The organism is Pseudomonas lopnurensis (genome assembly GCF_015070855.1).
Lineage (GTDB): Bacteria > Pseudomonadota > Gammaproteobacteria > Pseudomonadales > Pseudomonadaceae > Stutzerimonas > Stutzerimonas lopnurensis.
Genome location: NZ_JADDIX010000099.1, coordinates 171,019 through 197,223, shown reverse-complemented (window position 1 = coordinate 197,223; position 26,205 = coordinate 171,019). Strand labels below are relative to the sequence as shown.

21 protein-coding genes and 3 pseudogenes (1 of these 24 only partly in view) are annotated in these 26,205 nt (G+C 66.0%); 16 read left to right on the top strand and 8 right to left on the bottom strand.

Translation table 11 applies throughout. The features are described from left to right. Positions 1 to 4: 4 nt before the first annotated feature. Positions 5 to 463 (bottom strand): (2Fe-2S)-binding protein, encoded by a 459-nt coding sequence (locus tag IN820_RS21720; protein ID WP_193682965.1) that lies wholly within the window; start codon positions 461 to 463, stop codon positions 5 to 7. A 562-nt stretch (positions 464 to 1,025) separates the two neighbouring features. Between IN820_RS21720 and paoA the strand changes: the two genes are divergently transcribed. From paoA to paoC, 3 genes are read left to right on the top strand one after another with little or no spacing between them, the layout of a single operon-like run. After that, a complete protein-coding gene (gene paoA, locus IN820_RS21715) occupies positions 1,026 to 1,682 on the top strand; it encodes an aldehyde dehydrogenase iron-sulfur subunit PaoA (RefSeq protein ID WP_193682964.1) in 657 nt (218 codons plus the stop codon). Continuing rightward, entirely contained in the window at positions 1,679 to 2,626 is a 948-nt protein-coding gene (locus IN820_RS21710) for an FAD binding domain-containing protein (protein WP_193682963.1), read from the top strand. The genes paoA and IN820_RS21710 overlap by 4 nt, the downstream gene beginning before the upstream one ends. Positions 2,627 to 2,628: 2 nt before the next feature. Next, a complete protein-coding gene (gene paoC, locus IN820_RS21705) occupies positions 2,629 to 4,836 on the top strand; it encodes an aldehyde oxidoreductase molybdenum-binding subunit PaoC (RefSeq protein ID WP_193682962.1) in 2,208 nt (735 codons plus the stop codon). An 18-nt stretch (positions 4,837 to 4,854) separates the two neighbouring features. On the opposite strand, the gene IN820_RS22740 is transcribed toward paoC, so the two are convergent. Further along, the gene (locus IN820_RS22740; RefSeq protein ID WP_235989222.1) at positions 4,855 to 5,133 is read right to left on the bottom strand and encodes a hypothetical protein; all 279 of its coding nucleotides are present in this window, start codon (positions 5,131 to 5,133) and stop codon (positions 4,855 to 4,857) included. Positions 5,134 to 5,526: 393 nt separating this feature from the next. Next, the gene (locus IN820_RS21695; RefSeq protein WP_193682961.1) at positions 5,527 to 6,426 is read right to left on the bottom strand and encodes a helix-turn-helix domain-containing protein; all 900 of its coding nucleotides are present in this window, start codon (positions 6,424 to 6,426) and stop codon (positions 5,527 to 5,529) included. A gap of 172 nt (positions 6,427 to 6,598) precedes the next feature. On the opposite strand from IN820_RS21695, the gene IN820_RS21690 reads away from it, so the two are divergent. The 6 genes and pseudogenes from IN820_RS21690 to IN820_RS21665 all read left to right on the top strand — a co-directional run bounded on the left by IN820_RS21690 (position 6,599) and on the right by IN820_RS21665 (position 12,706). After that, a complete protein-coding gene (locus tag IN820_RS21690) occupies positions 6,599 to 8,653 on the top strand; it encodes an FUSC family protein (RefSeq protein WP_193682960.1) in 2,055 nt (684 codons plus the stop codon). Then, entirely contained in the window at positions 8,650 to 8,853 is a 204-nt protein-coding gene (locus IN820_RS21685) for a DUF1656 domain-containing protein (protein WP_193682959.1), read from the top strand. Before IN820_RS21690 ends, IN820_RS21685 begins: the two co-directional genes overlap by 4 nt. A 3-nt stretch (positions 8,854 to 8,856) precedes the next feature. Then, entirely contained in the window at positions 8,857 to 9,756 is a 900-nt protein-coding gene (locus IN820_RS21680; RefSeq protein ID WP_193682958.1) for an efflux RND transporter periplasmic adaptor subunit, read from the top strand. Further along, a complete protein-coding gene (locus tag IN820_RS21675) occupies positions 9,753 to 11,204 on the top strand; it encodes an efflux transporter outer membrane subunit (RefSeq protein ID WP_193682957.1) in 1,452 nt (483 codons plus the stop codon). Before IN820_RS21680 ends, IN820_RS21675 begins: the two co-directional genes overlap by 4 nt. Positions 11,205 to 11,249: 45 nt before the next feature. After that, positions 11,250 to 12,186 (top strand): annotated as a pseudogene (locus tag IN820_RS21670) (LysR family transcriptional regulator). Between the two features lie 283 nt (positions 12,187 to 12,469). Next, complete coding sequence (locus IN820_RS21665) at positions 12,470 to 12,706, top strand: DUF2790 domain-containing protein (protein ID WP_193682956.1); 237 nt, start codon at positions 12,470 to 12,472, stop codon at positions 12,704 to 12,706. Positions 12,707 to 12,772: 66 nt separating this feature from the next. Here the strand turns inward: IN820_RS21665 and ligD are convergent, their stop codons facing one another. Both ligD and IN820_RS21655 read right to left on the bottom strand, forming a co-directional pair. Next, on the bottom strand, positions 12,773 to 15,337 hold the full coding sequence (ligD, locus tag IN820_RS21660; RefSeq protein WP_193682955.1) for a DNA ligase D: 2,565 nt from the start codon (positions 15,335 to 15,337) through the stop codon (positions 12,773 to 12,775). A gap of 30 nt (positions 15,338 to 15,367) precedes the next feature. Beyond that, positions 15,368 to 15,661 carry a hypothetical protein gene (locus tag IN820_RS21655; protein WP_193682954.1) on the bottom strand — a complete coding sequence of 98 codons (294 nt, stop codon included), beginning with the start codon at positions 15,659 to 15,661 and terminating at the stop codon, positions 15,368 to 15,370. A 287-nt stretch (positions 15,662 to 15,948) separates the two neighbouring features. Here IN820_RS21655 and IN820_RS21650 point away from each other — a divergent pair, with 287 nt between their 5' ends. Beyond that, on the top strand, positions 15,949 to 16,227 hold the full coding sequence (locus IN820_RS21650) for a DUF1652 domain-containing protein (protein ID WP_193682953.1): 279 nt from the start codon (positions 15,949 to 15,951) through the stop codon (positions 16,225 to 16,227). Between the two features lie 30 nt (positions 16,228 to 16,257). Here IN820_RS21650 and IN820_RS21645 read toward each other — a convergent pair whose 3' ends face one another. Next, positions 16,258 to 16,545, bottom strand: coding sequence for a DUF2061 domain-containing protein (locus tag IN820_RS21645; protein WP_193682952.1), 288 nt, complete (start codon positions 16,543 to 16,545; stop codon positions 16,258 to 16,260). Between the two features lie 127 nt (positions 16,546 to 16,672). Then, positions 16,673 to 17,203 (bottom strand): ferritin-like domain-containing protein, encoded by a 531-nt coding sequence (locus IN820_RS21640; protein ID WP_193682951.1) that lies wholly within the window; start codon positions 17,201 to 17,203, stop codon positions 16,673 to 16,675. Between the two features lie 203 nt (positions 17,204 to 17,406). Here IN820_RS21640 and IN820_RS21635 point away from each other — a divergent pair, with 203 nt between their 5' ends. Continuing rightward, positions 17,407 to 18,519, top strand: coding sequence for a mechanosensitive ion channel family protein (locus tag IN820_RS21635; RefSeq protein ID WP_193683010.1), 1,113 nt, complete (start codon positions 17,407 to 17,409; stop codon positions 18,517 to 18,519). A 22-nt stretch (positions 18,520 to 18,541) separates the two neighbouring features. Beyond that, positions 18,542 to 18,781: pseudogene (locus tag IN820_RS21630) on the top strand (putative toxin-antitoxin system toxin component, PIN family); the annotation flags it as partial. A gap of 224 nt (positions 18,782 to 19,005) precedes the next feature. Here the strand turns inward: IN820_RS21630 and IN820_RS21625 are convergent. After that, positions 19,006 to 19,500: a CinA family protein gene (locus IN820_RS21625; protein WP_193682950.1), complete on the bottom strand. Its 495-nt coding sequence runs from the start codon at positions 19,498 to 19,500 to the stop codon at positions 19,006 to 19,008. Positions 19,501 to 19,796: 296 nt separating this feature from the next. Here IN820_RS21625 and glgA point away from each other — a divergent pair, with 296 nt between their 5' ends. From glgA to IN820_RS21605, 4 genes and pseudogenes are all read left to right on the top strand, one after another. Next, complete coding sequence (gene glgA, locus IN820_RS21620; protein ID WP_193682949.1) at positions 19,797 to 21,350, top strand: glycogen synthase GlgA; 1,554 nt, start codon at positions 19,797 to 19,799, stop codon at positions 21,348 to 21,350. Positions 21,351 to 21,362: 12 nt separating this feature from the next. After that, positions 21,363 to 23,135, top strand: a complete 1,773-nt coding sequence (treZ, locus tag IN820_RS21615) for a malto-oligosyltrehalose trehalohydrolase (RefSeq protein ID WP_193682948.1) — start codon at positions 21,363 to 21,365, stop codon at positions 23,133 to 23,135. Then, on the top strand, positions 23,132 to 25,210 hold the full coding sequence (gene malQ, locus IN820_RS21610) for a 4-alpha-glucanotransferase (protein WP_193682947.1): 2,079 nt from the start codon (positions 23,132 to 23,134) through the stop codon (positions 25,208 to 25,210). Before treZ ends, malQ begins: the two co-directional genes overlap by 4 nt. Next, positions 25,207 to 26,205, top strand: a pseudogene (locus IN820_RS21605) (malto-oligosyltrehalose synthase); it runs 1,820 nt beyond the window's last position. The gene malQ and the pseudogene IN820_RS21605 overlap by 4 nt, the downstream one beginning before the upstream one ends.

The following is a 26,205-nucleotide window of genomic DNA, read 5'->3' as shown; positions in this document are numbered from 1 at the left end:
TGCGTCAGGCCAACGACCTGGCCGCGTCGTGGATGGCGGCGCGGATGCGTACATAGGTCGCGCAGCGGCAGAGGTTGCCGCCCATCGCCTGATCGATATCGGCATCCGTGGGCGTGCGGTTGCCGTCCAGCAAGGCCACGGCACTCATGATCTGCCCGGACTGACAGTAACCGCACTGCACGACATCGAGCCCCTGCCAGGCCTGTTGCACCGCCTTGCCTGTCACGCCTTCGCCAACGCCCTCGATGGTGATGACCTTTGCCCCGGCTGCTGCGGAAACCGGCGTGCTACAGGAACGCACCGCCTGTCCGTCCATATGCACGGTGCACGCGCCGCACAACGACATACCACAACCGTACTTGGTGCCCGTGAGTTGCAAGGTATCGCGCAGCACCCACAGCAGCGGCGTATCAGGAGCGACCGCGACGGACTTCTCCTCGCCATTGATATTGAGCGTGATCATGAAATGCCCCATTTGAGCGGATCGCCATCCACGCCGGCTAAACGGCTTCAGCAGCCTTGCACGCTCCGTCTGCCAGCGCACCGAAGTTCTATCTACGAATCACTCGAATCACTATAGAAGGGAAACCAGGAGGCATCTTAAGCGTCGTATGCAAAGGGACTGCCCCGCCAAAACCGCATACGGTCATAAGCCATGTGCATGAGCGGAGCGTCGGGCGGCGCGGCACGATCTGTCTGGACACCAGCACAGAGCCATTTCGCCATCGCCCTGCCCGATCGACATGCGACGTCGTTACCCGCCGAGGATTCATGAATGCAACGCATAGCCGTATGCACATTGCGCCAGGTAATAAGCGCTTGCTGTCGGGCCTACCATCCTTGGGTCGCATGCATCCCGCAGGGTGGCAACTCGCTTCGCGACGGGTTGCGAGCGCTCGCGCCGCCATGCCGGTTCCAGGATCGCGAGACCTTCAGGGCGAGGCCGTACCGAGGTCCGGCTGCGCCGCCGCCTTTGCTGCGCAGGTCCGTGTTCGCTCGATCAGCATCAGCATGAGGATATGAACATGAGTGACTCCAGCGACGATAGCGGCCTGTCGCGCCGCGAGGTGCTCGCCCTCGGCAGCGGCCTCCTGGTCTTGGGGGCGACGCCGGTAACGGCGCTGACAGCATCGCCCGCTGCTGCGGACGAATCCCCGGTACGCCAGGCGGTCACCTCGAAAGTCTCCTTTCTGGTCAACGGCCAGCGGCGGGAACTCGAACTGGACAACCGCACGTCCCTGCTCGATGCGATGCGCGAGCACCTGCATCTCACCGGCAGCAAGAAAGGCTGCGATCACGGTCAGTGCGGTGCCTGCACGATGCTCGTCGACGGCCAGCGGCTCAACAGCTGCCTGACTCTCGCGATCATGCATCAGGACGCCGAAATCACCACGATCGAAGGCCTGGGCACGCCGGAGCGCCTTCATCCGATGCAGGCCGCATTCGTGAAATACGACGGCTACCAGTGCGGCTACTGCACGCCGGGACAGATCTGCTCGGCGGTGGCGGTACTCGACGAGATCAGACAGGGCATTCCGAGCCATGCGAGCGGTGACATCGCCGCCACGCCGCAACTGAGCGTGGACGAGCTTCGCGAACGCATGAGCGGCAACATCTGCCGCTGCGGCGCCTACTCCAACATCATCGAGGCCATCACCGAGGTGGCTGGGGAGCGCGCATGAAATCCTTCACCTACGAGCGCCCGGCCTCCCCCAGCGCCGCCGCGGCCGCCGCGGCGGCGCCGGGTGCACGATTCATCGCCGGCGGCACCAACCTGCTCGATCTGATGAAGCTGGAGATCGAGACGCCCATGCACCTGATCGACGTGAACGGTCTGGCCCTGGACAGCATCGAGACCACCGCCGACGGCGGACTGCGCATCGGCGCGCTGGTGCGCAATACCGCCCTGGCCGCCGACACCAGGGTGCGGCGCGACTACGGCGTGCTGTCGCGTGCCCTGCTCGCCGGCGCTTCCGGCCAGTTGCGCAACAAGGCGACCACCGCCGGCAATCTGCTGCAGCGCACCCGCTGCCCCTACTTCTACGACACCAACCAACCGTGCAACAAACGCATGCCCGGCAGCGGCTGTGGCGCGCTCGAAGGCTTCAGCCGCCAGCATGCGGTGATCGGCGCAAGCGATGCCTGCATCGCGACGCACCCGAGCGATATGGCAGTCGCCATGCGCGCGCTCGATGCCACGGTGGAAACCGTACGGCCCGATGGCTCGACCAGGCGCATTCCAATCGCCGAGCTTCATCGATTACCGGGCGACACCCCTCATATCGAGCATGCCCTGGCGCCCGGCGAACTCATCGCGGCGGTCACCCTGCCCAGGCCCATCGGCGGCGCGCAACTGTATTACAAGGTGCGCGACCGCGCCTCCTACGCCTTCGCCCTGGTGTCGGTGGCTGCCATCGTACAGGCCGACGGCAGCGGCCGGGTCGCGATCGGCGGCGTCGCGCACAAGCCGTGGCGCGTGGAAGCGGCAGAAGCGGAGCTGCCGCGCGGTGCGCGCGCCGTCAGCGAGCGCCTGCTGGCGGATGCCAGGCCCACTCACCACAACGCATTCAAGCTCACCCTGGTTCAACGCACGCTCGGTGCCGTGCTGGCCGAAGCGAGGGCCTAGCGATGAAATTCGAGACAGCCGCAGGAGACAACCCGATCGATCGCCAGCAGGTGGTCGGCAAGGCCGTCGATCGCATCGACGGACCGTTGAAGACCACCGGCACGGCGTCCTACGCCTACGAGTGGCACGACCAGGTCAGCAATCCCGCCTATGGCCATGTGATCGGCTCCGCCATCGCCAAGGGTCGCATCGCCTCCATCGACCTGAGTCATGCCCGGCGCTCACCGGGGGTCGTCACCATCGTCACGGCAGAAACGGCCGGGGCGCTCGGTAAGGGTAAATACAACAACGCCAAACTGCTCGGCGGTCCCGAGATCCAGCATTACCACCAGGCGGTGGCGCTGGTGGTCGCGGAAAGCCTCGAGCAGGCCCGCGCCGCGGCGCAGCTGGTGCGCATACGGTATGTCCGCGAAGCGGGGCATTTCGATCTCGAGGCGGCGAAAGACCGCGCCGCCAAACCCGACACGATCACCGGCGGCCCGGCCGACACGGCGGTGGGCGATTTCGCAACGGCGTTCGCCGCTGCGCCGGTGCAGCTCGACGCGACCTACACGACGCCCGACCAGTCCCACGCGATGATGGAACCGCATGCGTCGATCGCCGCCTGGGACGGCGACCGGTTGACGCTCTGGACCTCCAACCAGATGATCGAGTGGGGCAAGCAGGACGTCGCGAAGACACTGAACCTGCCCGTCGACAATGTCCGCCTGATCTCGCCCTATATCGGCGGCGGCTTCGGCGGCAAGCTGTTCGTGCGGGCCGATGCGTTGCTAGCGGCGCTCGGCGCGCGCGCCGCCGGCCGTCCGGTGAAGGTGGCACTGTCCCGTCCGTTGATGATCAACAACACCACCCACCGCGCCGCCACCATCCAGCGCATCCGTATCGGCGCGAACGCAGACGGCAGGATCGTCGCCATCGGCCACGAAAACTGGTCCGGCGACCTGAACGGCGAGAAGGCCGAATCCGGGGTGCGCTATACCCGGCCGCTGTACGCCGGCGCGCACCGCATGACCGCGACGCGACTGGCCAGCCTCGACCTGCCCGAAGCCAATGCCATGCGTGCGCCCAGCGATGCGCCCGGCTCCATGGTGCTGGAGATCGCCATGGACGAAATGGCGGAAAAGCTCGGGCTCGACCCGATCGAATTTCGCCTGATCAACGACACCCAGGTCGTACCCGAGCAGCCGGAGCGCTCCTTCTCCCAGCGCCGGCTGAAGGAATGCCTGCTGCAAGGGGCGCAGCATTTCGGCTGGAATCGGCGTGCGGCGCAGCCGGCCACCCGCCGCGAAGGCGCCTGGTTGATCGGCATGGGCGTTGCCGGCGGCTTCCGCGACAGCCCGGTCACGCCCTCCGCCGCCCGGGTGCGCCTGGATGGGCGCGGCATCGTCACCGTGGAAAGCGACATGACCGACATCGGCACTGGCAGCTACACCATCATCGCCCAGACGGCCGCCGAAATGATGGGCGTGCCGCTCGAACAGGTGGTGGTCAAGCTGGGCGATTCGAGCTTTCCGGTATCTTCCGGCTCCGGCGGGCAATGGGGCGCGAACAGCTCCACCTCGGGTGTCTACGCCGCCTGTGTGAAGCTGCGCACGAGCGTGGCGCAGAAACTCGGTTTCGATGCCGAGCAGGCGCTGTTCGAGGGCGGCGAGATTCGCCAGGGGGACCGCCGCGTGTCCCTTCGCGACGCGGCCGCCGATGGCAACCTGGTCGCGGAAGACGCCATCGAGTTCGGCGACCTGGACGAGCGCTACAAGCTCTCGACCTTCGCGGCCCACTTCGTCGAGGTCGCCGTCCACTCGGCCACTGCCGAGGTGCGCGTCCGCAGGATGCTTGCCGTCTGCGCCGCCGGGCGCATCCTCAATCCGAAGACGGCGCGCAGCCAGGTGATCGGCGCCATGACGATGGGCGTCGGCGCCGCCTTGATGGAAGAGCTGGCGGTCGACACCCGCCATGGTTTCTTCGTCAACCACGACCTGGCCGGCTACGAAGTGCCGGTACATGCCGACATCCCTCATCAGGACGTGATTTTCCTCGACGAGACCGACCCGCTGTCCTCGCCGATGAAGGCCAAGGGCGTCGGCGAGCTGGGAATCTGCGGCATCTCCGCGGCGGTCGCCAATGCCATCTACAACGCCACCGGCGTGCGAGTGCGCAGTTATCCGGTGACGCTGGACAAGATGCTCGAGGGGCTGCCGCAGGCCGTATGACCGGGCCTACCGACGCGGTCATCCCAGGCGAACCACCTGCTCGGCGATCACCACATGGAGGATGGCCCGCAGACAGCGCAGTTCTCCGGCAAGGGTGGCCGCTAATTCGGGGCGGCGTTCGATCAGCTCGGCATTCTCGCGTTCGATCTGCGCATACAGGGCATGCGCCTCGCCGACAATCTTGCTGCGCAGGTTGTCCAACAGACGCTCCACCGTGTTCGGCTTGATCCGCATGGCCTCACCCGCTTCGGCCAGGCCGCGGCGGTCGACCTCGGCGAGCCGGGTCCAGCCTTCCAATGGCCACGCCAGCGTCGTGGCGCTCGGCCAGCGATCGCTGCCGAAGGCAGGTGTGCCGTATACCACCGTGCAGATCAGGTCATAGAACGGCGCCAGCTGGATGCCGGCATGGGAGAGCAGGAAAGAGGTTTTTCAGGTGCGCGTCGGGGTTGCCCACCAACACGTTGAACACCAGCCATTGGAACAGCGCCGTGCGCGCCACGCATGGATTCATGGGTGGCCGAAACCCTGTAGAGCGGGCTTCAGCCCCACCTTACTAATCATCGAAATACCAAACATCTTCTCACCGCACTGTTGACTCCTATGAGCACGCGACTGCCACGGGTCGGGTCGAAACAGCGATTATCGCGGCGGTTGTCGGGGTTCAAGAGCCTGTGCATTGCATGCCCCCTCTTATTCGGCATTCGCCGACGGCGCGGGCTGCTGGAATGCCACGCGGAATTCGCTGGGTTTGAGCCCCGCCTGCTTGCGGAAATAGCGGCTGAAATAGGCGCTGTCGATAAAGCCCAGGTCATGGGCGATCTGCTTGATTTCCAGTTCCGTGTACGCCAGTTGCCGCTGTGCTTCGCGGATGAGGCGTTCGTTGATGAGCGCCGTGGGGGGCTCGCCCAGTTCGTCACGGCAGATTCGCCCCAGCGTGGTTGGCGTGATGCCGAGCGCTTCCGCATAGCGTGCAACCGGCCAGTGGCGACGAAAATGTTCGTCCACCAGTTCGCGAAACCGGCCGAGCAACGCCGTACGACGAGGATTGCTTCCACGCGGCATCGTGGCGGGCGTGCCCAGCCGCGCGATGCGCATCAGCAATGCCAGCAGCAGCGCATGCCCGGCGGCCACGTTGCCGCGTTCATGGCTGGTGGCCTCTTCCCGGATGAGTTCGATCAGCGGCCAGATCGGTTCGCTGCCATCGGCCTGCCACGGCAGCGGGAACACGCCGGGGCGGCGCATCAACCCCAGCAGTTCGCTGGAAACGATGCGCGCCATGGATTCCAGCGGTCGCTGCGCCGCGGTGATCACCGTGCCGTTGGTGTCGTGGCTGTTGCTGAAGGCATGCACCGTGCGGCACGGCAGCAGCACCAGACTCGGCGCGCTGAAGGTCATGCGGCTGTTCTCCAGCGAAACCTCGCCTTTGCCACTGCGGATGTACACCACCTGCAGCAACGAATCGTGCTGATGCGGCTTGATCTCCTGCTTGTGCAGCTCGCTGCGCTCGTTGATCCACTCGAAGTGCAGCAGATCCTGCCAGGCCGGCAGTGCGTTTTCACCGTACAGCGCGTAATTGGGGATGCGTTTCATCGTTACCTTGGGTACGGATGAGCCGTATGACGAGTGCTCAATTGGATCGAATCGTCCTGTTGGTTGCTCGATTCGTCATGTCGTTTTCGCGTTAAATGTAACAACTTGTTGTGCAGCCGTGCCGCCTTTGCATGCCCCCGCCTTCGGCACGGCCTTCAAAAAAAGAACTCTTATGAACATGCCGACCTGGCGTGAATGGCTGTTTTCCGCCAAAGCGCTGATTGCCGCCCTGCTCGCGCTCTATATCGCCCTGGCGATTCCTCTCGACAACCCGTACTGGGCCATGGCCTCGGTCTACGTGGTATCCCACCCCTTGTCCGGGGCGACCCGGTCGAAGGCGCTCTACCGTGTCCTGGGCACGCTGTCCGGCGCTGCCGCATCGGTGGCGCTGCTGCCGCTGTTCGCCCACCAGCCAATGATGCTGAGCATCGTCATCGCGCTCTGGGTCGGCGGCCTGCTCTTCCTCTCGCTGCTCGACCGCAGCCCGCGCAGCTACATTTTCATGCTCGCGGCCTACACGGTGCCGCTGATCAGCCTCAGCGAGGTGAACCACCCGGAAACCATCTTCGACGTGGCACTGGCCCGTTCCGAGGAGATTCTCCTGGGCATCGTCTGCGCCAGCGTGGTCAATGCCGTGCTGTTTCCCAGCCGCATCGCCCCGGTGCTCGGCGCGCGGATGGACATGCTGCTGCGCGACGGCCGTGCCGCGGTCGGTCGCATGCTCGCGACCCGCCACCGGGACGCCGCCGATCACGGCGAGCTGCATCGACTGCTGGTGGATGTGATGGGCCTCGACGGGATGATCGTCCACCTCGGCTACGACAGCCGCAGCGCCCTGCCCGCGCGCCACGCCCGTGAATTTCGGGCGCGCGTGGCGATGCTGACGCCGCAGCTGATGTCCATCGGCGATTCACTGCGCCGTCTGCAGCGCGAGTTGCACGGGACGCTGCCGGAACTGGAGGAATACCTGCGGCGTGTCGACAGCTGGGTCCAGGGTGATGATCCGCAGGCGACTCCCCACCAGTTGCGCCTGCGCGGCCGGCACCTGCAAACCTGGCTCGGCGACACCCATCCCGAGCACGCGCTGGCATTTTCCAGCGCCCTGACGCAACTGCGTGCCCTGATCGATCTCTGGCAGGACTGCCTCAACCTGCGCCTGGAATTCGCCAAGGGTCACCCCGAGCGTGCGCCGCTGTTGCGCTACCGCGTGCGCCAACTGATCGGTGGGCCACGCCATTACGACTACGGCCTGCTGGCCATTTCGTCCGCCTCGGTGGCGCTCTCGATACTCTGCATCAGTCTGCTGTGGTTCGTTTCCGGCTGGGAACATGGCTACAGCGCTGTGTTCATCGCCGCAGTGGCCGGCTGCTTCTTCGCCGGGCAGGACAATCCGGCGCCGTTCATCAAGTCGTTCCTGGTCGCCACGGTGATTTCGTCGGTGGTCGCCGCCATCTATCTGTTCGCGCTGATGCCCAACGTGCACGACTTCGGTAGCCTGGCCGCGCTCCTGGCCGTGCCGCTGCTGCTGCTCGGCACCCTCGCCGGACGGCCGCAGTACGCCGGCACGGTGATCGTGCTGGCGGTGCAGACCATCTCCAACATCACCATCCAGGACAGCTACAAAGCCGATTTCCCGCTGTTCGCCGACATCGCCCTGTCCTGCACGCTGGGCGTGGTCTTCGCGCTGGTCTGGGCGCGCCTGACCCGGCCATTCGGCATGCATTGGGCAGCCCGCCGCCTGGCCCGTGCCGGGTGGCTGAGCCTTGCACGGCTGGCAGTGGCGAAGAAGCAAGGCGATCACGCCGAGGTCGCTTCCGATGTCATCGACCGCACCGCGCAACTGCTGCCGCGCCTCGGCCAGCTGGGCGATCAGGGCCTGGCACTGCACGACGCCACTCGCGAACTGCGGCTGTGCTTCCGCCTGCTGGAACTCAAGCAGTTGCAGTTACCGACGGCGCTCCGCGAGCAATTGCAGCCGATCCTGCTGGCCGCGCACGACTACTTCCAGGCCTGCGCCAGGAGCCGCCAGCCGCCACCGGCGCCCGAGGGCCTGCGGCGGCAACTGGACGATTGCCTGCCACGGCTGCAGGCGCGTCCCGAGCGCGTTGCCTACAAAGCCTGCCTGGCCCTGCATGGCCTGCGTCTGGCGCTGTTCCCCGATGCCTCGTCAACCATACGGCCACTGCCGCCAATCGGCGGCCTCGAACCTGCAGGAGCCGGAACATGACCGGACACATCGATCTCTACGGCGTCTACGTACCCGTGCTGCTGGTGCTGATGCTCGGCGCCTACCTGCTCAAGAGCCTGCTCGGCACGGCCCTGGAGCGCCTGGGCTTCTACCGCTGGGTCTGGCACCCGCCGCTGTTCAACCTCGCCCTGTACGTCCTCGTGCTGGGCGCCCTGTTCAACCTCATGCCCCGGATGTGAAACGTGAACAAATGGATACCCGCCGCCGGCTCAGTGGTGCTGACCCTGCTGGCCGTAGCCGTCGCCGTCGCCGTCAGCCTACACCTGTGGGACTACTACATGGAGGCGCCGTGGACGCGCGATGGCCATGTGCAGGCCGACATCATCCAGGTCGCGCCTGACGTTTCCGGGCTGGTGACCGAGCTGCACGTGCGCGACAACCAGAAGGTCGATCGCGGCCAGGTGCTGTTCGTGATCGACCGGGCACGCTTCGAGCTCGCGGTGGACGAGAGCCTGGCCGCGGTGCTGGAGCGCCGCGCCGAGCTGGAGCAGGCGCGCCGCGAAGCCAAGCGCAACCGCGTACTGAAGGACCTGATCGCCGCCGAAACCGTGGAAATCGGCGACACCCGGGTCAAGCGCGCCGAAGCCGCGCTGGCCACCGCCGAAGCGGCCCTGGGCGTGGCGCGCCTGGATCTCGAGCGTACCACCGTGCGCAGCCCGGTGGACGGCTACCTCAGCGACCAGACCATGCGCGTCGGCGACTACGTCAAGACCGGTACGCCGGTGCTGTCGATCGTCGATACCCGCTCGCTGCGCATCGAGGGGTACTTCGAGGAAACCAAGCTGCACGCCATCGAGATCGGCCAACCGGTGGACATCAAGGTGATGGGCGAATCCCAGCACCTGTACGGCTATGTACAGAGCATCGCCGCCGGCATCGAGGACCGCGACCGCGCGCGCGGTAATTCGCTGCTGCCCAATATCGACCCCAGCTTCAACTGGGTGCGCCTGGCCCAGCGGATTCCGGTGCGCGTGGTGCTCGACGAAGGCCAGCAGAGCGACATTCGCCTGGTCATCGGCCGCACCGCAACGCTGTCGGTCCTCCCCTGGCCGGGCACCGCAACCAGGCCGGCGACGCCATGAGCCGCTACCGCCACGCGCCGCTGCTGGTCCTGGCCGGGCTGCTCGGTGCCTGCAGCATGGTCGGCCCCGACTATCGGCTGCCGGATGATTCCGCGTTCCGCCGCGCCGAGGCACAGGCGCCGTTCGATCTGGGCGGCAATGCGCAGGTCGAACAGGCGCCGCTGCCCGACGACTGGTGGAAGCTGTACGACGATCCGCTGCTCGACCGCCTGGTGAGCGAGGCGCTGGAGCGCAACACCGACGTGCGGCTGGCCTACCACAACCTGCGTCGCGCTTACGAAGGCTTCCAGATGGCCCATCACGCGCAGGAGATCGAGGTCGGCGGCAACGGCTCGCTCGCGCGCGGCCAGTTGTCCAGCGAAGCGCTGGCCCTGCAGGAGAAACTGCCGGTGATGAACCTCGCCGATGCAGGGCTCGCCGTGGGCTACCAGCTCGACCTGTTCGGCCAGCTCAGGCGCGCCGCCGAAGCGGCCGGCGCCAGTGCCGATGCCGGCGCCGCGGCGCTGGACAGCGCGCGCATCACCGTGGTCGCGCAGGTGGTGCGCAACTATGTCCAGGCCTGCCATGCCAGCGAGGAGCTGGCGATTGCCGAACGTTCGCTGGCGATTCAGGAGCGGCAGCTGGACGTGGCCGTACGCCTGCTCGGTGGCGGTCGCGGCAGTGAAGTGGACGTGGCGCGCGCGCAGGCACAGGTCGAGGCGCTACGCGCCGAGCTGCCGCCTTTCGAAGCCAAGAAGTCCGCGGCGCTGTACCAGCTCGCCGCGCTGCTCGCGCGCACGCCGGGTGATCTGCCGGCATCGGTCGCCGCCTGCAGCCATGCGCCGCGACTGGAGCAGCCGATCCCGGTCGGCGATGGCGCCGCGCTGCTCAAGCGGCGTCCGGACATCCGCGCCGCCGAACGCCTGCTCGCCGCGGCCAGCGCGGACATCGGCGTCGCCACCGCCATGATGTATCCGCAGGTCAGCCTGGGCGCCTCGGCGGGCTCCACCGGCATGCTCGAACACATGGGCGACGCGGTCACCCGGCGCTGGGCATTCGGGCCGGCGATCAGCTGGCATTTCCCGACCCGGGTCGACCGCGCGCGGGTTCGCGCCATGGAGGCTGGCGCCGATGCCGCCCTCGCCCGTTTCGACGGCACGGTGCTCGACGCGCTGCGCGAAACCCAGACGCTGCTCAGCCGCTATGCCCACGATCTGCAACGCAACCTCGCGCTGCGCGATTCCCGCGATGCCGCCAGCCGCGCCGCGGATCACACCCGGCGGCTCTATCAGGAAGGCCGCCTGGCCTACCTCGACAGCCTCGACGCCGAGCGTACCCTGGCGTCCGCCGAAGCGGCGCTGGCGGCATCGGCGCGACAGCTGTCGAATGATCAGGTGAACCTGTTTCTTGCCCTGGGTGGCGGCTGGGAAGGCAGTGCAGGCGAGCCATCGGCCCGGCTGGAGCACTGAAACGTGGCCATGAGCGGCGCATCATGACCTGAGAGGTAACGATAGATGGACATGCTGCAAGCGATGCGGGTATTCGTGCGGGTGGTCGATGCAGGCAGCTTCACCGCGGCGGCGACGCAGGCGGCCATGTCCACGGCGCAGGCTTCCCGGCTGGTAGCCGAGCTGGAAAACCACCTGCAGGCCCGGCTGCTGCATCGCACGACCCGCCGCCTTGCGCTCACCGAGGCCGGGGCGCGATTTCTCGAGCGCTGCCGGGAGATTCTTGCCCAGGTGGAGCAGGCACGGCTTGGAAGCCAGCGGGGCGCACCTGACGCCCAGTGGACGGTTGCGCGTGCATTCGAGCACCGGCCTGGGCATCCAGCTACTGTCCAGCCTGGCCGGGCGCTACAACGAACGCTATCCGGAGGTCAGCCTGGATCTGGCGCTATCGCAATGCCAACCGGACCCGCTCGCGGCGAGCCTGGACGTCATCATCACGCTGTCTCGCGAGCTGCCCGATTCCGAGCTGGTCACCCAGCGACTGGGCACGGTATTCAGCGTGGTCTGCGCCGCGCCGAGCTATCTGGTGCAACACGGCATTCCGCGGACGCCGTCCGCACTGCATCGGCATCGCTGTCTGCGCCTGGCCGATCCCGTGTTCGCCGATGACTGGCATTTCGTCGGCGAGGGCATCGACGAGGTGATTCGCCCCGGTGAAACCTTCAAGGTCAACGTCGCCGAAGCCATGGCCAGCGCCGCCGAGACCGGCATGGGCATCTGCCTGCTGCCGGACTACGTCGCCGCGCCGGCATTGCAGCGTGGCGCGCTGGTGCGCGTGCTGCCGCAGTTCCACCTGCAGCACAAGCACATCCATGCGCTCTACCCTTCACGGCGCTTTCTCGATGCGAAGATCAGGACCTGGGTCGAGTTCCTCAAACAGGAACTGCCCCGGGCCTTTCACAACTATCATGAGATATTGCAGAACCCCGAACACTGGGCCTGAGGCGACTGTTGCGCATCCGGTAAAGCTTCATCAACGGCAGCGCTGTTTTTCCCGCCGCCCGGCCGCCTTACTCTTGTGCGGTGGCAACAAGTAGTGGGGGTCGATTCCGCTTCTGTCGTTCGATCGGCCGCTCCTTCGATCGAATGCCCTGTCACCTTTGGGCTGCTCCCGCCTTGTGGCAGCCTCGTTTTATTCCTGACGCCTGCCACGCTGCAGGCGCCGCTATCGAGCCTTCGCCGGGCGCCTCGCCGCGTTACGGCACGCAGGCACTCTGGAGGTCGTGATGAATAAGTTGATCGCAATTGTCGGCCTGGCGCTTTGCGCACAATGGGCCCATGCAGCGAACGAACCCACCGCGTACCGCTATGGCGACCGGCTGGATATCGCCAAGGTGGTTTCACTGGAGGTGCCCGCCGGCGGCTGCGATGTGGTCGAAGCGAAGATGACCTACGTGGATTCCAACGGCGAAACCCACGAGACCACCTATCTGCGACAAGGCGCCGACTGCAGCAACTTCTGAACCGCCCCTGGCCGGTGTGCGCGGTGCACCGGCCGCGGCCCATCCGACTACTTCCCCACCCTCGTCCTAGATGCCCAGGCGTTCGCGCATTTGCCCGCTGATCGCCTGTTCCACCTGCGCGATAGCCGTCCAGGGATCGTCGTCGCCCAGCTCCTGCAGCCGCTCGAACAGATTGCCAACCGTCCACAGGTTGGCGCCCTTCAGCTCGCCCAGTTCCTCGCGATGGATCGGTACGGACACCGGCAGGCCTGCCCGCGCGCGCACCGAGTAGGCGGCCACGGTACTGGCGCCGCGACTGTTGCGCAGGTAGTCGATGAAGATGCGGCCGACCCGGTTCTTCGGTCCGCTGACCGCCGAGAAATGGCTGGGCAGCAGCTTGGCCAGGTACTTGGCGATGGCCTGGCTGAAGGCCTTCACCTCGCTCCAGCCGTGAATCGGCTCGAGCGGCACGATGATGTGCATACCCTTGCCGCCGCTGGTCTTGAGGAAGGAAGCCAGGCCGATCTCGTCCAGCAGCGTCTGCGTCAGTTGGGTGGCCTCGATCATCCGTTTCCACGGCAGTGCAGGGTCGGGATCGAGGTCGAGCACGAAGCGGTCGGGATGCTCCAGCTTCGGCGCCACGGCGTTCCAGGTGTGCAATTCGATGGTGCCCATCTGCGCTGCGCCAACCAGCGCCTCGACACTGTCGATCACCAGCAGGGCGCCGTGTTTCGGGTCCAGTGCCGGATCGAGCTGGGTGATGTGCGGGATGGCCAGTTTGTCGGCGTGCTTCTGGAAGAACAGCTCGCCCTCGATACCTTCCGGCGCGCGAACCAGCGCCAGCGGGCGCGCGCGTAGCTGCGGCAGCGCCCAGGGCGCGATCCGTGCGTAGAAACGCGCCAGTTCGAGCTTGGTCGTAGCGCTGGCCGGATCGATGATCCGCTCGGGATTGGAAATCCTGATCCGGCCGCTCGCGATCGGATCGGCCTTCCCGTGGCCGGAGCGTTCCGGCGTACCGTTGACTGGCTTGGCTCGCTCACGGGTGATCGCCTTGGCCGGCTTGTCCGTGCGCAGTCCGTGGAACACCGAATGGCGGACCACGCCTTGCCGGGTCATTTCGGCATAGGCGACTTCGCACATCAGTTCGGGTTCGAGCCATTGAGCGCCACGCACATCGGCAGCCGGCGGCGCCTTGGCCAGCGGGCAGCGCTCGGTTTCCCGCTGCTTCAGTTGCTTGTGCAGGCTTTGCAGGGTGGCGTGGTTGAAGCCGGTGCCGACCTTGCCGGCGTAGCGCAGCTCGCCGTTGTCGTCGTGCAGCCCGAGCAGCAACGCGCCGAAGCCGGTGCGCGCGCCCTTGGGCTGGGTGTAGCCGACGATGATGAACTCCTGGCGATTGCTGCACTTGATCTTGACCCAGCTGCTGCTGCGCCGCGAGGTGTAGAGGCTGCCGCCGCGCTTGCCGATCAGCCCCTCCAGTTTCATCTGGCAGGCGCTTTCGAGAATGCTGTCCGCTTGTTCGGTGAAGTCTTCGGAAAAGCGCAGCAGTTCGCTGTCGCTGCGCTCCAGCACCTCGCGCAGCGCGGCGCGGCGCTGTTCCAGCGGCACTTCACGCAGGTCCATGCCGTTCAGATAAGGCAGGTCGAACAGGTAATAGAGGATGGCGCCGCTGCGCCCCGCTTCGAAGGCATTCTGCAGCGCCTGGAAATCCGGCGTGCCCTCCTCGTTCGGCACCACGATCTCACCGTCGAGCCAGGCCGACTCCAGCCCCAGGCCCGCCAACGCCGCGGCCTGTTGCGGCATCTTCGCCGTCCAGTCATGACCGTTGCGGGTGAACAGCTGAACCTTGCCGGCGTCGATGCGCGCGACGATGCGGTAGCCGTCGAACTTGATTTCGTAGCGCCAGTCGCCGTCGGGTACCGAGTCCACCAGTGTCGCCAGTTGCGGCTTCAGGCTATCGGGCAAGGTTGCCGGCTTGGCGCCTTGCAGCGAGACGCCCGGTTCCTGCTTGCGCGGGCGAGCCTTGGCGGGGCGCGCCACCGGCCTGGCCGGCGTTTCCTCGGTCCGCGCCTTCGCCGCAGCGCGTTTGCGCGGCACCAGCGTGCGATCGCTGAGCACGCTGTGCGGCTGCGCGGTGACGATGTCGTACTCGCTCTCCTCGCGCGCCGCCTCGTCCCGGGACTTGATCAGGAACCACTGCTCCTTCTTGCCCTCCATGCGCGTGCGTACCAGGTTCCAACTGCCGGCGAGCTTCTCGCCCTCCAGGATGAACTTGAGTTTGCCCTTGCGATAACCCTCGTGCACATCGCCTTGCGGTATCCACACGCCCCGGTCCCAGACGATCACGTCGCCGGCGCCATAGTGACCTTCCGGGATGTGCCCCTCGAAGGTGGCATAGTCCAGCGGGTGATCCTCGACATGCACGGCCAGGCGGCGCACGCCTGGATCGAGACTCGGCCCCTTGGGAATGGCCCAGCTTTTCAGCGTGCCATCGAGTTCCAGGCGAAAGTCGTAATGCAGGCGCGTGGCGTCGTGCTTCTGAATGCAGTACTGCAGCGCATGCGCCGCCTTGCCCCGCTTGCCCCGCGCCGTGCCGCCCGAAGGCTCCGGCGTGGCGGCGAAATCGCGCATGCGCTGGTATTCATCGAGGGCCATGGCGGCGCTCCCACTGGCGATACGGCGTTGTCATTCCAGCGTGCCGGGGTCCGTGGACGGATCGTTCGGACCGCCCGGCGCCGAATGCCGGGTGGGGTCGGTGGACTCCTGCTCGTCGTTCGTCGGCGCCACGGGGCGGCCGTCGTCGGTAACCGTGCGGCCCTTGTGGTCCTTGCGGGTTTCCACCTCCTCCTGAGGCGTCGGATTGCCCATCGGGCTCGGCGCCGAGCCCTGATCATCCTCGGGGGTGCCGGCGGGAAACTGCGCCATGGCCGGCAAAGCGATCAGACCACTCAGGGCCACTGTCAGGACGAGTCTTTTCATTCGAACCTCCGCAGGGGCAGCCGCCGAAAAGAAGCGGCTGCATTGCTATTTTGGTCACCCTCCGCGGGTATGAGTTCAAGGCTCCCAAAGCGCCTCGGGCTGCACGTCCCGATGAGCGGCAGCGGCAGCGAAGGCCGTAGCACGGCGCTTGCGGATTTAATCCGCCGAGCGGCCATATGACGCAATGTACAAGCCGAGGATGGCTGCTACGGTTGGATGGTGGCGGGAAATCGGTGGTGCGCAGGATAGCGCTGCGCCTCAATCACTCCAGACCCTAGGGAGGATTTATGAGCTCACGTCTTCCTCTGTTTAAAATCGAAGCGATTCTGCACACTTATTTGCGCCCTTATCAGTGCGAATGCCGGGCGGAGCCGGACAGTTCGCTGAGCGTGCGCCTCTACCGCGATCCCTCCCAGAGCGAGGAGCTGACCGTCCTCGGCATTTCCTACGACCAGTGCCGCGACGCCGCCAATCTGGTGCGCCTGGCGCAGGAACTGCGCGTCGAGATGTACGCCACGCGCAGTACCACCGCGACCGAACCTGAGCGCCTTCGCGCCGCGGAGTGACCGCGCTCGCCAGCAGCGTTCGCCGGCCGCTCAGCGCGGGGTGCGAATGCTGCTGGAGGCGGCACTGCCTCGTGTGCGGTTCAGATATTTCAGGAACAGGTCATGGCCGTAGCCGTGCGACTGCTCGGACCGTTGCCGGCCGAAGCGCTGCCAGGCCCGCTCATGGAGGTAGTAGACGAGCGTGTTGCACAGCGGCTCGATCAGCGCAACCGCGCCGCCGATGGCGACACTGCCGGTCAGTGCATAGACCACGGTGAATGCGGTGGCGAAGTGCAGGATGGTGAAGGTGAAGGTCTTGAGCAGTGGTCGGTTTCTCATCGGTTGCTTCCGTCAGGCGCGGTGGCCGCAGCCCTTCGACCAACCCATGCGGTGAATGAGTATTCAGGCCCCGGTTGGACGCATCATGCATCCGACCGGAGGGAAGTACGTTGAGCAGCGCCATGGCTCAGCGCTTGGCCTCGACATGCGGCTCCGCGGCGCGGGTCAGGTAGGCCTGGGTCAATTCGGCGAGGTGGTCGCGCAGCCAGTCGGCCATGGCGATTTCTTCCACCAGAATGCGTTCGCAGACTTCCTTGGTCTGCAGATCGCCCACCGCCTCGGCCGCGGCGATGAGAATCGTGTAGGAGGCGATCTCCAGGTTCTCGAACACGTAACCCATCTGCGCGCCCTTGACGATCTCGTCGTTGACCATCATTCCGCCCATGGCCTGCCCCATCGCCATCATCTTGCCGCCAAGGTCCTTGAAACCGGAATAGGACTTGTCATAGCGCTGCAGACAGCTCTCGATCAGCCTGGCCTGGTTCTGCGTTTCGGTAATGTGCTGCTCGATGCGCGCCTTGAGCTCCGGATAGTGCTCGATACGGCTGGCCTGCTTCTTCAGCATGGTTTCGGCCTGGGCCTCCATCGCGTGGGCATCGCGCAGCCACTCGATCAAGCGTTCGGTACGGACATCGTTGCCGGTCTGTGCACTCTGCATGGTGGTACTCCTGCGAGGTCTGAATGATCCGGGCCCGTTTCAGCCCGCCTGTAATTTGTGAAACACCCCGTCGACAGGAGTTCCCCCGGCCCGACTGGCTGCATCGGCAGGCGAAACGGCCATGAACTTTGCATGGCCGTTCAAGTCACTGCCCAGACAAATGGCGAACCGGAGCCTGCGTCATCGAACTTCCACACTTTCTCCTGCAATGGGACCAGTACATCAGCCAGCCGGGACTGCGCACCTTGGCGGTCGCGCTGTTCGTGGTCCTGGTACTGAGCCTGTTCGGGCGCGTGCTCACCGCGCTGATGCTGCGCCTGGCCCGAGTCTTCGTGTTCACGCGTGAACTCTCCGAACAGCTGGAAAAGCCCATCCGCATGCTGCTGCCGCTGCTCGGCCTGCAAGGCGTCTGGGCCTCGGCGCCCGACGATCTGCTGTTGATCGGCGCGGCGCGACAGGTCACCACGCTGCTCATCATCGCGACCCTCACCTGGATGGCGCTGCGGCTGTTGCGCGGTCTGCAACTGTTCATCCAGCTGCGCAACCCGGTGGACGTGGTCGACAACCTGCGGGCGCGGCAGATCCAGACCCAGTCGCGGGTACTGCTGCGCACCCTGGCCTTCTTCGTATTGCTGGTGGGCATCGCGGCGATGCTGATGACCTTCCCCGGCGCGCGCCAGTTCGGCGCGAGCCTGCTGGCGTCGGCCGGTCTCGCCGGGCTTGCGGTGGGTTTCGCCGCCAGGCCGGTGCTGGCCAACCTGATCGCCGGTGTACAGATCGCCATGACCCAGCCGATCCGCCTCGACGACGTGGTGATCGTCGAGAACGAATGGGGGCGCATCGAGGAAATCACCGGTACGTACGTGGTGGTGCGCATCTGGGATGACCGTCGGCTGGTGGTGCCGCTGCAATATTTCATCGAGAAACCGTTCCAGAATTGGACCCGTCGCGGCTCGAGCCTCATCGGCACGGTGTTTCTCTGGGCCGACTATTCGCTACCGCTGGAGCCGCTGCGCGAGGAACTGCGCCGCCTGTGCAAGGACGTACCGGAACTGTGGGACGGCCGGGTCTGCGTGCTGCAGGTGACCGATGCCAGCGAGAAATCCATCCAGTTGCGGGCGCTGGTCAGCTCGCCTGACTCGTCGCGCAACTGGGACCTGCGCTGCCATATCCGCGAGAACCTGCTCGGGTTCATCCAGCGGCAATACCCGCATGCGCTGCCGCTGGTCCGCGCGGACCTGAGTGTCGGGCAGAAACCGACGGTGGATACCTCGCAGCCGGAGCATGTAGAACCGGAGCGGCAGCCACCGGTGTGAGCGAGGTTGGTGTTCAATTTCTCTCCAGCCCGCCAAGGTCGGCACCATGATCAACAACCTGCAACGAGCGGTGGTGTTGGAGCGCCTGGATATCGAGGCCGAAGCAGACGATCCGGACGACGCCTTCCTGCTGGCCATGACCTTGGCGGGAGAGGCGGACTACCTCGTGACCGGGGATCGCCGCGCCGGCCTGCTGCAACGTGGCCATATTGGGCGGACCCGGATCGTCACGCCCGCCGAGTTCTGCGCCGAGGTGCTGTGACCGATGCCGGGCGGCTTTACGGACAGAGCGGCGTGTCGACTGAAGAAAGGATTGCGGAAGAACGTCACGCGAACCCTGCAGCCACGCGCTTCGCGACGGAACAGTACGGCTGAGATGGAGCCGCTGCACGGGTTATTACGTATACGCTGGGGCCGAGCCGCGTATCGGAAGCATTGTTCAGTTAACGGCTTGCCGGGCAACAGTTTGGCGAAATCCCAACAGCCTTACCCTCCAAGCCTCTCCAACAGCTCGGCATATTTCTCCGGCAGCCGGGTCAGCCCATGGCGCGCCGCCTGTTCGCGAATCTCCACCCGGCTACCCTCGAATTGCACCGTTTCGCTCACCACCACCTGCCGTTCGCCCCGCATCAGTGCATAGGCGAAGCACTGGGTGCCGCCTTCGTCCTGCTGCGCGTCGTCCGCCACGCCGGTATTGGCGACCGCAAACGTCGCGACGCTGACGTTGAGCGCGCCGACGGCCATCTCGCTGGCGACCTCTTCGCTGGTCAGACCGAATTTCTCGATGGTTTCGAAATCCACCTTGAGCAGGCGGTTCTTCGCCTTGGGTGAATAGACCACGAAGCCGCTATCCAGCACCTGCCCGCAGCCAGGGATATCGGCGAGCAGCGAGGCCATCAGCCCGCAGGTACAGGATTCGGCGGTAGTCAGCTGAAGTCCTTCGCGCTGAAGAAAAGCGACGATGCGCTCGATCTCTTGCATGCTTTTTGCTCCACCCGGATTACAGGTCACAGCCGTCTCGGCCTTTGTGTTTCGGAGCAGATTGCAAGGTGCGAGTTCCAGCTGCAGATATTTGACTGGATTCAAGAACTTCTACCGCGCCGCCGTGTCTGGTTTCTGGTAGGGCCAACGTAGCTCTACCGCCCTTTGCGGCTGCTCCGAACAAGCTTTCAGCCTTGTCGTGTTCATGGTGTGCGGCGGTCATCGGATCGTTGCATGGGAGAAATATGCTCGTAGCTGCTCCGGCATCTGGAAGCCGGGCCTCTGGGGAGAACATGATGAGTATTGCCGCTGTGAACACCCGGCCTTTCAGCCTGCTCAGAACCACACCCGTCGTACCGCCGGCAATACGCCCCACGTTGCAGATTCGCAGTCGCCATGACGACAAACGACGAATCCTCTTCGTCACCTCCGAACTGACCGACCTGATCAAGACCGGCGGCCTCGCCGACGTTTCCGCTGCCCTGCCCCGCGCTCTGGGCGGGTTGCACGACGTGCGGGTGCTGATCCCGGGTTATTCGCAGGTGATGAATGGTGCCCAGCCCATTCGCATCGTCGGTACGCTCGGGCCATACGCCGACGTGCCGGGCTGCCGCATCGGCCGCATGGACATGCCCGACGGCCTGATCATCTACGTCCTGATCTGCCCCGAACTCTACGAGCGCGAGGGCCTGCCCTACGGCGACGAGCACGGCAACGACTGGCCGGACAATCCGGTGCGTTTCGCCCGGCTGGGGCTGGCTGCCGCGGAAATCGCCGCCGGCACCGCCTGCATCAGCTGGGCCCCGGAGCTGGTGCATGCCCATGACTGGCCGGCCGGCCTGGCTCCGGCGTACATGCACTGGCGCGGGCTGACCACGCCGAGCGTGTTCACCATTCACAACCTCGCCTATCAGGGCAACATCGACATGAGTCTGCGGCGCCCGCTGGGGATCCCGGCAGAAGCCTGCGACCCGGAGCGCATGGAGTTCTACGGCAAGCTCTCGTTGCTCAAGGCGGGCATCGCCTACGCCAGCCACGTGACCACCGTCAGCGCCACCTACGCCGAAGAGATCACCACACCGGAGTTCGGCTGTGGCATGGAAGGCTTCCTGCGCATGAAGGCTCGCCAGGGATTGCTCAGCGGCCTGCTCAACGGCATCGACGAAAGCTGGGAGCCGGAAAGCGATTCCCATCTGGTGCGCGGCTTCAGTGCCCGCTACTGGGATGGCAAGGAGGCCAACGCCTCCTACGTTCGCGAAACCTTCGGCCTCGAACATTGCGACGCTCCGCTGTTCGCCGTGGTGTCGCGACTGGTGCACCAGAAAGGCGTGGACCTGACCCTCGACGTGGCGCGCAGCATCGTCGAGGGCGGCGGCCAATTGGCCATTCTCGGCCGTGGTGAGCCCCCCATCGAAGAGGCTGTGCGGCAGCTTGCGCAGCGCCATCCGGGGCGTGTCGCGGCGCACATCGGCTTCAACGAGACCGATGCCCGGCGGCTGTTCGCCGGCAGCGATTTCCTGTTGATGCCCTCGCGTTACGAGCCCTGCGGCCTCAGCCAGATGTACGCACAGCGCTACGCCTCATTGCCGATCGCCCGTCGTACTGGTGGCCTGGCGGATTCCATCGAGGACGGCGTCACCGGCCTGCTGTTCGACGAGCCCAGTGCCGACAGCTACCGGCAAGCGGTGAAGCGCGCGCTGGAGATTCACAAGCATCCGCAGTTGCTCGGTGCCATGCGCTGCCGGGCGATGGCCGCCGGCTTCTTCTGGCGGCACGCCATCGGGCCTTACGACGCGCTCTATCAACAGTTGCTCGGGGAGCGCCGCGAGGTCAGTCTTTCCATCCCGTGATATAGGTGATCAATGCAGAAGCAGCGTGCCCACAGGGGGCGACACGGCCCGGAGTTACTGGATAGTCGGACCACCCGCTTCAGGCTCTGGGCCCCGGACGCGCGAAAGGTCAGCCTGATCGTGGTGGGTGCGCAAACGCTGCCGATGATCGCCGATGAAGACGGCTGGTACAGTATCGAAGCGCCCTACGGCGCGGGCACGCTGTATCGCTTCCTGATCGACGATGAGCTGGAGGTGCCCGACCCCGCTTCGCGCGCCCAGGCCGGCGACGTGCATGCGCCGAGTCTGGTGGTCGATCCCGACGATTACCTCTGGCGCAACGCCGAGTGGCGTGGCCGCCCCTGGCACGAGACGGTGCTCTATGAAATGCATGCCGGCCTCTACGGCGGCTTCGCGGCGATGGAGGCGCACCTGGCCGATCTCGCCGAACTGGGCGTCACCGCCATCGAGCTGATGCCGATCGCCGAGTTTCCCGGCGACCGCAACTGGGGCTACGACGGCGTGCTGCCCTACGCGCCGGAAGCCGCCTACGGCAGCCCGGAAGAACTCAAGCACCTGATCGACACCGCCCACGGCCTGGGCCTGATGGTGTTTCTCGACGTGGTCTACAACCACTTCGGCCCGGACGGCAACTATCTGGGCCGCTACGCCAGGCATTTCTTCCGCCACGACCAGCAGACCCCCTGGGGCGACGCCATCGATTTCCGCCGCGGCGAGGTGCGGGACTTCTTCATCGACAGCGCGCTGACATGGCTGCTCGACTACCGTTTCGACGGCCTGCGCCTGGACGCGGTGCACGCCATTCCCGATCGCAGCTTTCTTACCGAACTGGCCGAACGGGTACAGGCCGCGGTCGAGCCCGGGCGCCACGTGCACCTGGTGCTGGAGAACGAGGATAACCGCGCCAGCCTGCTGACCCAGGGTTTCATTGCGCAGTGGAACGACGACGGTCACAACGTCCTGCACACCCTGCTCACCGGCGAGCGCCAGGGCTATTACGCCGACTATCACCCGGACACGACCGACAAGCTGGCGCGCTTTCTCGGCGAAGGCTTCGTCTACCAGGGCCAGAACAATCGGCGCGGCGAAGCGCGCGGCGAGCCCAGCGCGCACCTGTCGCCTACCGCCTTCGTGCTGTTTCTGCAGAATCACGACCAGACCGGCAACCGTGCCTTCGGCGAACGCCTGATCAGCCTGACTGATCCGCACGCCCTGCGCGCGGCCACCGCGCTGCTGCTGCTGTCACCGATGGTCCCGCTGCTGTTCATGGGCGAGGAATGGGGCGCCCGCCAGCCGTTCCTGTTCTTCACCAGCCACCATGGCGAGCTGGCCGACGCGGTGCGCGAAGGCCGGCGTGGCGAGTTCGCCGAGTTTGCCGAATTCGCCGACGAACATACCCGCGAGCGGATTCCCGACCCCAATGCCGTATCCACCTTCGAGGATTCCCGTCCCGACTTCGGCAGCCGCCGGGAGCCGGGCCACGCCGAGTGGCATGCGCTGTATCGCCAGTTGCTGCAGATCCGACATGCCGAAATCATCCCGCGCCTGCCGGGGGCACGGTTCCTCGGCGCCCAGGTGCTCGGCGAAGCGGCGGCGCTCGCGCGCTGGCGCCTCGGCGATGGCAGTGAACTGCGACTGGAGCTGAACCTCGGCGCGACCGCCGTCCCGGTATCCGTCGCGTCTGCCGCCGCGCAACTGCTGTTCGCCAGCCGCGAGTTGCCGAACGCCCCCTGCGGGCAACTACCGGCCCGTACCGCCCTGCTGTATCTGGAGAAATCGTCATGAGCGATGAACGCCTGATCCGCCTGGCCGAGGCCGCAGGGTTGTCCATCGATTGGGTGGACGCCGACGGCCGTGATCAGCGGGTCCAGCCGGATGTGCTGCGCGCCATACTCGCCGGCCTGGGGCTGGCGGCCGAAACCCGCGCAGAAATCGATGCCAGCCTGGAAAAACTGCACATGAACAACCGCCGCGCCAGCCTGCCGCCACTGCTGACCGGCGACCAGCACGCGGCCCTGGACCTTTCCAGCTATGTTCGGCCGGCAGCGGCATTCGCCCTGCAGCTGGAGAATGGCGAGCGGCGCGACGGCGTACTGGATGACCAGGCATGCCTGCCGCCCATCGAAATCCCCGGCTATCACCGACTGGAGATCGGCGATAGCCGGGTAACGCTGGCCATTGCCCCGCCAGCCTGCCCGTCCGTGACCGAGATTGCCGGCGACGGCGCCTGGGGCCTCGCCGTGCAGCTCTACAGCCTGCGTCGCCCCGGCGATGGGGGCCTGGGCGATACCCTGGCACTCGAAGCCATGGCCCGCAGTGCCGCTGCTTACGGTGCCGATGCACTGGGCATCAGCCCGGTGCATGCGATGTTCAGCGAACACCCCAACCAGTACAGCCCCTATTCACCGTCCAGCCGGCTGTTCTACAACGTGCTGCACAGCGCGCCGGGCAGCATCCTCGGCGACTACCCGCTGCGCCAGGCCATCGAACGCTGCGGCCTGAGCGACGAACTGCAACGGCTGGAGCAACTCGAACTGATCGACTGGCCGGCTGTGGCCGAGGCCCGCCAGCGCCTGCTGCGCACGCTGTTTCATGACTTCAATAGCGGTGGCAACGCCCAGCAGCAGGATTTCGAGAGTTTCCGCAAGGCTGCTGGCGAAGCGCTGGAGAACCATTGCCGTTTCGAGGCACTGCACGCCGCATTGCGCTCGCCTGAAGGTCGCCCGCAGCACTGGCGCGACTGGCCGCTGCAGTACCGCGATCCGCAGAGTGCCGCCGTGCAGCGCTTCGCCGAGGAAAACGCCGATGCGGTCGGCTTCCATGCCTTCTGCCAATGGCTGATGGCGCGCGGCCTGGAACGTGCCCAGGTGGCCGCCCGCAGTTCCGGCATGCGCATCGGCCTGATCAGCGACCTGGCGGTCGGTGCCGATGGCGGCGGTAGCCAGACCTGGAGCCGCCAGGACGAGGTGCTGGCGGCCCTCGCCGTTGGCGCGCCGCCGGACATCCTCAACCGGGACGGGCAAAACTGGGGCATCTCCGCCTTTTCACCCTGGGGCCTGAAGGATCATGGCTACCGGGCTTTCATCGAGATGCTGCGCGCCAATCTGGCGCATGCCGGCGGCATGCGCATCGATCATGTGATGGGGCTGATGCGCCTGTGGGTGATGCCGTCCGGCGCGCGACCGGACCAGGGCGCCTATCTCAACTACCCGTTCGACGACCTGCTGCGTCTGCTGGCGCTGGAAGCCTGGCGGCACAGCGCGGTGATTCTCGGCGAGGACCTCGGCACGGTGCCCGAAGGTCTGCGCGACAAGCTGGCCGCGCGTGGCGTTCTCGGTATGCGCGTGTTGCTCTTCGAGCGTGATGGTGCCGCGAATTTCCTGCCGGCGGCGCACTGGTCCCGGCACGCGCTGGCGACCACCACCACCCATGACATCCCGACCGTCAGCGGCTGGTGGCAGGGTCATGACATCGACTGGCGCATTCGCGTCGGCCAGGTCACCGAACAGGCCCGCGCCGAGCAGTTCGAGGAGCGTGAGCGGGAACGCGCAGGTCTCAATCGAGCCCTGCGCGAAACCTCGGGAGAGCCCGGCGACGCCCCGCTGGCACCCGCTGCGGCGGTGGATGCCAGCATCCGTTTCATCGGCCAGACGCCGGCTCCCCTGGTACTGCTACCGGTGGAGGACGCCCTCGGTCTCGACGAACAGACCAACATGCCCGGCATCGTCGAAAAACATCCGAACTGGCGCCGCCGCTATCCCGGCGACAGCGCCACCCTGCTCGACAGCCCGGTGTGCAGCCAACGCCTGAAGTGCCTGGCCGAGGCACGGCGCACAACCCGCGGAGCGGCGCATCGATGAAAGCACTCAGCGCCACCCTGCGCCTGCAATTCCACCGCGGCTTCACCCTCGACGATGCCACCGCATTGGTCGACTACTTCGCCGAACTGGGCATCAGCCACCTCTACGCATCGCCATTGCTGACCGCCCGCCCGGGCTCGATGCATGGCTACGACGTGATCGACCCGACCCGCATCAATCCGGAACTGGGCGGCGAGCCCGCCCTGCGCCGGCTGGTCACGGCCCTGCGCGCCAAAGGCATGGGCCTGATCCTGGACATCGTTTCCAACCACATGGCGGTCGGTGGTGCCGGCAATGCCTGGTGGCTCGACGTGCTGGAGTGGGGCCGGCGCAGCCCCTATGCGCTGTTCTTCGATATCGAATGGAATTCGCCCGACCCGTTGCTCGAGGGGCAGTTGCTGGTGCCCTTCCTCGGCAGCGACTATGGCGAAGCCCTGCAGCAGGGCAGCGTCGTCCTGCGGCTGGATGCGGACAACGGTTCGCTCTACGTCGAGCACTACGAGCACCGTTTCCCCATCACGCCGCCCAGTTATGGCGAAGTGCTGCGCGCCGCCGACCATCCGCAGCTTCGCGCCCTGGCGCAACATTTCGATGCACTGAAGACCGAGCCTGCTCCCTATCAGACCGCGCGGCTGCTACGCAGCGAACTGGCGCAACAACTGGAGGACGCCGACACCCGGCAGGCCCTGGAGCAAGCGCTGCAGCACTACGACGGCACCACCGGCGAAGGCTTCCAGCGCCTGCACGGGCTGCTGGAGCGCCAGCACTACCGACTGGCCAGCTGGCGCACCGCCGCTGACGACATCAACTGGCGGCGCTTCTTCGACATCAACGAACTCGGTGGCCTGCGCGTCGAGCGGCCAGTGGTGTTCGAGGAAACCCACGCGAAAATCTTCGAGCTGATCGCCGAAGGCCTGGTGGATGGCCTGCGCATCGACCACATCGACGGCCTGGCCGATCCCCGCGGTTACTGCCGGCGCCTGCGCCGGCGGGTC